Source organism: Kitasatospora sp. NPDC049258, from assembly GCF_040678895.1.
GTDB lineage: Bacteria > Actinomycetota > Actinomycetes > Streptomycetales > Streptomycetaceae > Kitasatospora.
In genome coordinates this window covers 1-9,404 of record NZ_JBFAQT010000073.1, presented here as the reverse complement: position 1 = coordinate 9,404, position 9,404 = coordinate 1, and the positions used below count along the sequence as shown (strand labels likewise).

The 9,404-nt window shown below is 68.8% G+C and carries 5 protein-coding genes; 4 read left to right on the top strand and 1 reads right to left on the bottom strand.

Translation table 11 applies throughout. From position 1 onward, the window contains the following. The first annotated feature begins 770 nt into the window (after positions 1–770). The 4 genes from AB0K43_RS30800 to AB0K43_RS30785 all read left to right on the top strand — a co-directional run bounded on the left by AB0K43_RS30800 (position 771) and on the right by AB0K43_RS30785 (position 5,915). Entirely contained in the window at positions 771–2,045 is a 1,275-nt protein-coding gene (locus tag AB0K43_RS30800) for an extracellular solute-binding protein (protein ID WP_363645605.1), read from the top strand. Positions 2,046–2,289: 244 nt separating this feature from the next. Next, positions 2,290–3,156: a sugar ABC transporter permease gene (locus AB0K43_RS30795; protein ID WP_363645603.1), complete on the top strand. Its 867-nt coding sequence runs from the start codon at positions 2,290–2,292 to the stop codon at positions 3,154–3,156. Then, positions 3,153–3,998, top strand: coding sequence for a carbohydrate ABC transporter permease (locus tag AB0K43_RS30790; protein WP_363645601.1), 846 nt, complete (start codon positions 3,153–3,155; stop codon positions 3,996–3,998). Before AB0K43_RS30795 ends, AB0K43_RS30790 begins: the two co-directional genes overlap by 4 nt. A gap of 102 nt (positions 3,999–4,100) precedes the next feature. Beyond that, positions 4,101–5,915, top strand: a complete 1,815-nt coding sequence (locus AB0K43_RS30785; protein WP_363645599.1) for a hypothetical protein — start codon at positions 4,101–4,103, stop codon at positions 5,913–5,915. 38 nt (positions 5,916–5,953) lie between these two features. Here AB0K43_RS30785 and AB0K43_RS30780 read toward each other — a convergent pair whose 3' ends face one another. After that, positions 5,954–8,158 (bottom strand): beta-galactosidase, encoded by a 2,205-nt coding sequence (locus AB0K43_RS30780; protein WP_363645607.1) that lies wholly within the window; start codon positions 8,156–8,158, stop codon positions 5,954–5,956. Between the last annotated feature and the right edge of the window lie 1,246 nt (positions 8,159–9,404).

Below are 9,404 nucleotides of genomic sequence, written 5' to 3'. Positions count from 1 at the left end.
CGCGGCACTGGCCCGGGACTGGGGCCACTACCTCACTCCCCGAGGCAAGACCGTCTGGTTCGAACTGCAGATCACCGCACAACCCGGATGACACCACCGGAACCCCCGCTGCGCTCCCACGGAAACGGCCAACACGCCCGGCGCCCTTCCAAAGAGCGCGAAAGTTGCCGGTCGGGCGGGGGCCAGTCCCTTGGATGCCCGCCCCACCTCGCCTGAAGCCACTGGAGAGTGTCCGTGCCCAGAGGGCCGCCGCCATCCCCGTCCAACCAGCCCTTTGCGCTTTCGACCCTCCAATCCTGTCGTCCCGACTCCATCCGAAGGGGCCCGGCCCGGCGTTCATCCAACGCCCAGGGCCGGGCCTGCGCCATACGCGGAACTCCATTGGGACGACCGGGGGCGGGACCAGGTTCGAGCGCGACGCCCGAGGCGACGAGCGGGCGGGATCTCCAAGGGACGGAGCGGACCATGACGGGGAGCCAGCCTGTACCGCACTCCCTCGCAATAGCCATATTGGTCTAGACCTCATGGAGTTGAGTGCCCGATACGCCCCATTCGGCGGGCGCGGGCTGCAATCAGGCGCACCTTTCGATAACTGGCGTAGACCTCTGTCCGACCATCGGCCACGCTGTTCCCATCGGAGGCGCATCCGCCTCCCCGCACACCGGCCTCCGTCCTGCCCATCCGGCAGATCGCGTCCGAGGCAGCGTCAATCCCCCTCACCACGTGAGCCGGCCGTCCGGCAGGCCCGCACCAAGAAGGCGGTACCACTCTTGCAGAAGACACCCCTGAACCTTGCCGCACTCTGTGCCGTCGGAGCTCTGGCACTCACCGCCTGTGGCAGCAGCGGTGGTGGCGGCGGCGCGGACACGAAGGGCCCCGTCACCATCAAGCTGGTGGTGGCGGACTACGGCGACACGGCGGCCAACGGCTCGAAGGCCTACTGGGACGACGTGATCAAGGGATTCGAGGCCGGCAACGCGCAGGTCAAGGTCGACCTCCAGGTCGTGAACTGGAACGACATCGACAAGCAGGTCAAGACGATGATCCAGTCGGGCAACGTGCCGGACGTCCTGCAGACCGGCGGTTACGCGGACAAGGTCGCCGACGACCTCCTCTACAAGGCCTCGGACGTGCTGTCCCCCGCCACCCAGGCCAACTTCATCGACACCTTCGCCAAGGCCGGCCAGGTCAAGGGCGTCCAGTACGGCATCCCGTTCGTCTCCTCGGCGCGCGCCTTCTTCTACAACAAGGCGATCTTCACCCAGGCCGGCATCACCGAGGCCCCGAAGACCTGGGACGACGTGAAGAAGGACTCCGCGCTGATCAAGGCCAAGGTCCCCGGCGTCACCCCGTACGCCCTCCCGCTCGGCCCGGAGGAGGCCCAGGGCGAGGCGATGATGTGGGAGCTCGGCAACGGCGGCGGCTACACCGACGCCACCGGCGCCTACACCATCGACAGCAAGGCCAACGCCGACACCTTCTCCTGGCTGAAGGCCAATCTCGTCGATGCGGGCCTGACCTACCCCAACCCGGCCACCACCGACCGCAAGACCGCCTTCGCGGACTTCGCCGCCGGCAAGGCCGCGATGCTCAACGGCCACCCCTCGCTCATCCAGAAGTCCAAGGACGGCAAGGTCGACTACGCGGCCACCGCGATTCCCGGTAAGGACGGGCCGCTCAAGTCCACCCTGGGCGTGGCGGACTGGGTGATGGCGTTCAAGAAGAACGGCCACCAGCAGCAGGTCAAGGCGTTCCTCGACTACGCCTACTCCAAGCAGAACACCCTGAAGTTCGACGAGCTCTACAACCTGATGCCCGTCACCAAGGACACCCTGGCCGAGATGCAGACCGGCGGGAAGCACGACGACCTCAAGCCGTTCTTCGACCTGCTGCCCACCGCCTCCTTCTACCCGCTGGGCGACACCACCTGGGACGCCGTCTCCGCCGAGATCAAGAAGAGCGTCGGCACCGCCGTCAAGGACGACCCGGCCAAGGTCCTCGCCGACCTCCAGAAGAAGGCGAAGGACGCCGCCGCCAACCAGTAACCGGCCGGCCCGGCGAGCGGCCTGCCGCCGCGGCTCCCGAGGAGCCGCCACCGAGCCCGGCGGCAGCCGAACGGGACGTCGCCGGACGTCCCGACACGGCGGGAGACGGCCGTTCTCCGTCTCCCGCCCCACCCACCCCCGTGCGGCCACAGGCCGCACCCGAGGAAAGGCGAAACCCTTGTCGTCGAAGACCGGCGCGCACCGCGCCCGAGGTGCCCGGCCGGGCGCACCGCCCAAGAGGTCGGTGGCATCCCGCTTCGGCCCCTGGCCGTGGATAGGACCGGCCGTCCTGCTGATCCTCGCCGTTGTGCTCTGGCCCGTGGTCGAGATGGTCCGCACCTCGTTCCTGCGGATCAGCACCAGCGGATTCGTCCGGGGCTGGGCCGGCCTCGACAAGTACACCAAGCTCTTCGACCAACCGGACTTCCTGGCCGTCCTCGGCTGGACCGTCGTGTGGACGATCACCGTCGTCACCCTGACCATCGTGATCTCGCTCGCCCTGGCGCAGCTGTTCAACCAGCAGTTCCCCGGCCGGCGCCTCACCCGCTGGGCCTTGATCGCCCCGTGGGCCGCCTCGGTGCTGATGACCTCCATCGGCTTCAAGTGGATGCTGGACCGCACCGCCGGCGTGCTGAACACCGCGATGGTCGACCTCCACCTGATCGACGGCCCCCAGGACTGGCTGGGCGATCCCGCCACCGCCAAACCGTGGATGGTCGTGATCGCGGTCTTCGTCTCGCTGCCGTTCACCACCTACACCCTGCTGGCAGGCCTGCAGACCGTCCCCGGCGAGGTCTACGAAGCCGCCAAGGTCGACGGCACCAGCACCTGGCAGACCTACCGCCTGATCACCCTGCCGCTGCTGCGCCCCGCACTGATGGTCGGCCTGGTGATCAACCTGATCAACGTCTTCAACTCCTTCCCCGTCATCTGGGGCACCACCCAGGGCGGCCCCGACAGCGCGACCGCCACCACCACCGTCTTCGCCTTCCAGCTGATGAACACCGACATCGGCGAATCCGCCGCCATGTCCGTCGTCAACTTCGGTCTGGTGGTCGTCATGGTCCTGGCCTTTCTCAAGGTCAGCCGCTGGAACGAGGAGAACCGATGACGTCCCCCACCCCCCGCATCCGGCGGGGCATCAGCCCGCGCACCCTGGTGATCACCGCGGTCGCCTGGCTGCTGGCCGCACTGTTCGTCATCCCCTACCTGGAGATGATCGTCACCGCGCTGCGGCCCGCAGACGAGCTGCGCGACGCCACCTACCTGCCCTCGCACTTCGAGTGGTCGAACCTGGTCAAGGTCTGGACCGACTCCACCCTCGGCACCAACCTGCGCGTCACCCTGCTGGTCGCGGCCGGATCCACCCTGCTGGTGTTGCTCGTCGCACTGCCCGCGGCCTACTACACCGCGCGCAAACCCTTCCGCGGCCGCAAGGCGTTCCTGCTGCTCGTCCTGGTCACCCAGATGTTCCAACCGACCTCGCTGCTGGTTGGCCTCTACCGCGAGTTCTACCAGTTCGACATGCTCAACTCGGTCTGGACCCTGATCATCTGCAACGCCGCCTTCAACCTGGCGTTCGCCATCTGGATCCTCACCGCCTACATCTCCTCCATCCCCGCCGAACTGGAGGAGGCCGCGAGCATCGACGGCCTGGGCCGGATCGGCACCCTGCGCCGCATTACCGTCCCGCTCGCCATGCCGGGCATCGTCACCGCCCTCATCTTCACCTTCATCTCGGCCTGGAACGAGTTCGTGATGGGGCTTCGGCTCACCACCGTCCCGGACAGCCAGCCGCTGACCGTCGGCATCAACAACTTCATCGGCAACTACACCGTCCAGTGGAACTACCTGTTCGCCGGATCCGTCGTCGCCATCCTCCCCGTCATCGTCCTCTTCGCCGTCATCGAGCGCCACGTGGTCTCCGGACTCACCGCCGGATCCATCAAGTAGCGCTCAGGAGAGAAACAGCCCGAGTCCCGCCGGTCCCGACGATCCCCGTCCCGGAGAGGGCGGGCAACCGGCGGGGCCGGGCCCGAGGAGAGGAATCCTCCGATGCCCGAAATTCGGTTGACCTGGGCGGTGACCACGCCCGACGATCCGCTCGCCGCCTGGCGCCACGTCCCGCGGACCTCCACCCACCACCTCGTGCTCGGGGCATCCGCATTAGAAGCTCTCGGACCTGCGGGCCTCGCGGCGGCCCGGTCGGCTGCAACGGCCGTGCCGGAAGCGGCCCTTGCCTTCGCGGCGAAGCCTGGCTCCTGCCAGGCCGCGGCCGTCCGGATAGCAGCGTTGTCCGGCCACCGCTGGGCGCCGGCCACCCACGAGCGCGCTCCCATGACGGCCATGGTGCTGCCCGCCCAGGCCGCGTCCGGGTTCACGGCCTTCGCAGCCGATGGCGGCGAACCCCAGGCCTCGGGCGTGCTGATGTCCCGCTACCTGAGGGCCCTGGGCATGCCGACCTACTTCGCCGTGCCGCCGTGGTCGGTGGGCGGTCCCGACCCACCCGTGCAGTGCACCTGGGAGCTGGCCGACGGCCTGGCGACCCTCGATGCCGTGCCGTTCCTTCGGCATGGACGAGCCTTGGTGGCGACTCGGACCGGGGACGGCTGGGAGACCATCAGCGCCGACCGCTATCTCTCCCGGCTCGGGTGCAACCCGAAGAGGTATCGCACACGCCTGCGTACCCTGCTCGCCAAGGCGGGCGGACCGCTCGTCGAACCCGCCGCGTACGCCGGCCCGGATTCGCCGACAGCCCCCTGGCAGACCGTGCTGCTGATGGGCATGGTCAATGGTGGCCGCGGCTGCGATCCGCAGGTGCCCGAACATCGACTCTGGGCTCTGGGAGAGGTCCTGAACAACCGGCAGGAGGAGATTCGGGGTCTCGTCAGGGTCGCCTACTCGACCGGGGTGGCCGCGGGCTCACGGCTCCGGCCGGCCCCGACGGGCGGGGGACCCGCCAGACGCCGGCGCCCGCTGAGAATCGCCGTCACCGGCGCCGACCAGCCGCTGGCCGTCCCGCTGGCGAACCGGCTGGCGGACCTCGGGTGGGAGGTCGCGGCACTCGCCAGGAGCCCGACCGGGCCCGGTTATCCCGGCGTGACCGAGCGCCTGGTCGACCCGGCCGTACGGGGCGCGCTCCAGGGGGAGTTCCGCGGTCTCACCGCCATCGTCCATGTGCTGCCACCGGACAACTCCCTCGACTGCGCACCTGCCATCGGGCGTCTCTGGGGCCAGCTGCAGAACATCCTCCACCACGCAGGCCAAGCCGGGGTGCGGCAGCTCGTCTGTCTGGGCGGACCATTGGCGGTGAACCACGCCCACCACGTCGTCCTGCAGCCGGATGCGCAGGAGGCGGCCGTCACCGTGCTCCGACTGTCACCGGTCTACGGGCCGGGCCTGCCCGGGACTCCGATCGCGGGCGACCGGACCTCCGGGCGAGCCATGTCGGAACAGCACGGCGACGGAACCACGTACCCGGTCTACGTCGGCGACGTCGCGGACGCGGTCGACCGTAGCCTGCGCAATCCGTCCGCGGTCGGGCTGTTCGACATCCAGGGCTTGGGCCGAGGAGCCCGTGACGGGCTGCTGGACCGGGCCGGAGCTGAGCTCGGGTGGGAGCCCGTCACCAGCCTGCAGGCCGGAACCCGGCGGTTCTCCGAGTGGCTCGTCCACGACACCCGCGACGCCCTTCCACCCGAAGCACCGGACGACGACAGAACGGCTGACTGCCCTTGTGCGCACCTGGACGGACCCCCCCTCCCTCCCGACAGCGGGGAGGGCCTCGCCGAGAACCAGTGTCGGGGCACTGCCGGCATTCGTGCCGCGGGGCCCGGCGCGGGCCCGGCGGACGTGCCTCCGCGGAACTGACCGTGCACGGACTGCCGGGACGAACCGCGGTGAGTCCTTCAGGCGGAGGGGTTGCCCGTTGCCGAGATGCCGGCTGCGCTGGTCCAGGGACCGCGGCCACCCGCCTCGGTGAGTACGCGCAGTCGGAGGTAGCGGCCCGTACTGGTTGCGAAGTTGACGGTCTTCTCGGTGGCGGTGTCGGCAAAGGTCCCGGTGGCGACCGGTCCGCCCCAGCTGGCTGTGGAGTCGGCGACGTATACCTCGTAGTCGCCGATCCGGCCGTTGCCACTGCCGTCCTGTCGTGGAAGGTAGGAGAAGGAGGTGAGGTCGTAGCGCGCGCCGAGGTCGATCTGGATCTCGTGGGGGAGGGACGGGCTGCCGGCAGACCAGGCGGTATGCCAGAAGGTGGACCTGTCGCCGTCGATGGCGTTGGCCGCGGCTCCGTTCTCACGGGCTGTCTCCTGGCTGTCCGCGTACATGACCTTGAACCCGGACTGGGGGACGGCCGGGTCGGTGAGCCTACTGTGCAAGCTGATCGGCGCGGGATCGACCTGGTGCAGGTCGAGGATCAGTACCTCGTTCGCGTCCTGGCGCAACCAGGGTGCCGGGCAGTACAGCCGCCGTTGGGGACCGATGTGCCAGTAGCGGCCGAGATTGTGGCCGTTGACCCAGACCACGCCCTTGGTCCACGCCGAGAGGTCGATGTAGGTGTCACCCACCTCTGTCAGCTGCACGGTTGCCCGGAAGAAGAGCCCCGGCCTGCGCGGCCGGCCGATGCGCGGCTCCAGGGCGGCGATGTAGGCGTCGTCCAGCGGGAGGGTGGTCACCTGCCAGCCGGTCAGCTCGCCCGTCAGCGGGCCCGCGTTCTGGAGCGTGACGCTCTCCAGGATGCCTTTGCGGTCGACGAGCGCGTGGCCGAAGTTGGTCCGGCCCAGGCCTTCGACGAGGATGTCCAGGCGAGGGGAGGTGCCGATCGCGGGGGAGGCCCTCAGGGTGAGCGGGGCGTTCGCGGTGGCGATGTTGGATGCCGCGGCGGCGCCTGCCGGGAGGGTCTGCCGGTACAGGCCACCGGAGTACAGGCCGTTGAGGAAGACGGTGGCGTAGTCGTGCACCCAGCGGATCGCGAGCCGGCCGCCCGAGTATCCGGTGAGTTGCTTGCTGTAGAGGATCAGGCCGGAGTTCTGCCCGTAGGTCTCCATCGGGCGGGGGTGCACGGTGGCATCCGCGGGGAGCGGAGCGGGAAGGTTGTCCCAGAGCGACGCGTACGGAACCGGCAGCAGATCGGCTCCCTCCGAGCGGGAGATGGTAGGGAGGGCGTCCGGCACCGGCGGCGGAGGGCTCGGGAGGTAACCGGCGATGAGGTTGCGGTACTTGGTGTAGCGGGCGGTAGCGGCGCCCTGTTCGGTGATCGGGGCGTTGTAGTCGTAGCTGGTGATGTCGGGCCGGTAGTTGCCGGAGGAGTCGTCGGCGTTGGCCCCGGCGGTGAAGCCGAAGTTGGTGCCTCCGTGGACCATGTAGATGTTGAAGGACAGTCCGCGGTCCATGCACGTTTTGAGAGTGCCCGAGATGTCGTTGCCCTCGCCCTGGAAGGTGCTGTCGCCCCAGTGGGTCAGCCAGCCCGGGTACACCTCCCCGGCGAAGACCGGAACGGTGGGGAAGGAGCGGTGGACGGCGTCGATCGACGCGGCGGTGCCGCCGCTGAGTCCGATCGCTCCGCCGCTGACCACGGTCCGGTTGCGCTGGACCTCGGCCGGCCCGTCCTGGGTGTAGAACGGGCCTTCGATGCCGCCGTCCCGCCAGAGTTCCAGCAGTTCGGCCAGGTAGGTGGAGTCGCTGCCGTAGGTTCCGTACTCGTTCTCGATCTGAACCATGAGGATCGGCCCGCCGTTCGTGGCCATCAGCGGCCGGAGCCGGGGGGCTACCTGCCCGATGTAGCGGGTGACGGCAGCCATGTACCGCGGGTCGCCGCTGCTGCTGACACGCAGCCTGATGTCCGGGTGTGCCAACAGGTACGGAGGGATGCCGCCGAGGTCCCACTCACCGCAGACATACGGTCCGGGCCGCATCAGCACCCACATCTCCTCCTCCTGGCACAGGCGGATGAAGGCCTCGATGTCACGCGGACCGGTTCGGAAGTCGAACACCCCTTCCTGCTGCTCCAGTTGATTCCACATGAGGTAGACCGCCACGGTGTTCAGCCCCATGGCCTTCGCCATTTGGATCCGGTGGCGCCAGTACGGGACGGGAATGCGGGCGGGGTGCATCTCGCCGCTGCGGATCTGGAACGGTTGCCCGTCGAGCAGAAACCCGCTCCCGTCGGCAGCGAAGCCGAACCCCGACCGGGCCGCACCCGCCGAGCCGACCGGCACGCCGGCGGCCAGCAGTGTGGCTGTGCTCAGGAGGCTGACGGAGAGAAACCTACGACGATCCATGGCGGACTCCCTGCTCTGTTGATCCTCGGGGTGGTGGTGTTCCGACGTGCAGCCCGGCGGAAGGCAGCCGAGTTCCCGGCGGTAGGAGAACTCGATCTCGCGGGCTCGCCCCCGTGCCTACCGCAATCCACAACGATTGCTCGCGTTGCCCAGGGAGGGAGCGAGATGCTTCGGCCGCCCAGGGGGCGACAGAAGGCCGTGACGGACGAGCGGTCGCCGACGTGACCGACCGGTTGACGGTGGAGCCCGGTCGGCCGGCGCCGGGTTGGGCATCGGGAGGGACTCTGAGCGCAGAATCCCTCAGGAGAAGCCGGCCCGTATGGGGCGGTAGGCGGCAGGGGGTACACCCACCGCGTCGCGCCAGGGGTGGTACGCCGAGCAGCAGTGCAGACGTGCATAGCTGTCCGGTGCCCGCCGACTTCGGGCAGAGTCCTGGACGACGCCTGATGACGATTCAGCTGTCTGAGCTAACAAAATCACGCAGAAAGCATCACTGCCAGCTTCCGGCGATCACCGTACTCGCGGAGCAGTGCGCCGTCCAGAGTGCGTGCGACAGGAAACTGACGGCGGCCCGGCGACGGTGGCCATGGTCGGGGCGCCCGGTCCTCGACTGCCTGACGATCAGTCATATCGGGTCAATTGCAGTAGGTTTGACGTGTAGAAGGAGCATCAGGAGGGAATGGACGTGGACTGGGCTGTGGGGGGCGCTTGCGACGCCAGTGCTCACGATCCCGGCCTGCCGGATGGCTCGCCTGCCTGCCCCTTGACGGCGCCCATGGCTCAGATGTCATATGTTCCCAACCGTTCGAACATGTCGGTTCTTGGGGTGGTTGTCGCGACTCACAGTCCACACCCGCCCCATTTCCTCGCAGGGCCTGCCCTTGGCGCCTCTCCCCTGGCCGGCCCAACTTTCCAGCGACAAACATAGTTGCCGACGAATGCTCGAAGGAGCTGTCCATGTTCAGCACCACCAGTCGTGCAGTCGCCGCCGCCGGCCTGCTGCTCGTCCTCGGCCTGGCCACCGGCTGCTCCACCGGCCGGGAGGCCACCGGCGGCGACGCCTCGGTCGCGCCGGTCA

Coding starts and splice junctions, on each gene's coding strand:
- AB0K43_RS30790 (WP_363645601.1), top strand. CDS start 3,153: ATGACGTCCCCCACCCCCCGCATCCGGCGGGGCATCAGCCCGCGCACC.
- AB0K43_RS30780 (WP_363645607.1), bottom strand. CDS start 8,158: ATGCACCCCGCCCGCATTCCCGTCCCGTACTGGCGCCACCGGATCCAA.
- AB0K43_RS30785 (WP_363645599.1), top strand. CDS start 4,101: ATGCCCGAAATTCGGTTGACCTGGGCGGTGACCACGCCCGACGATCCG.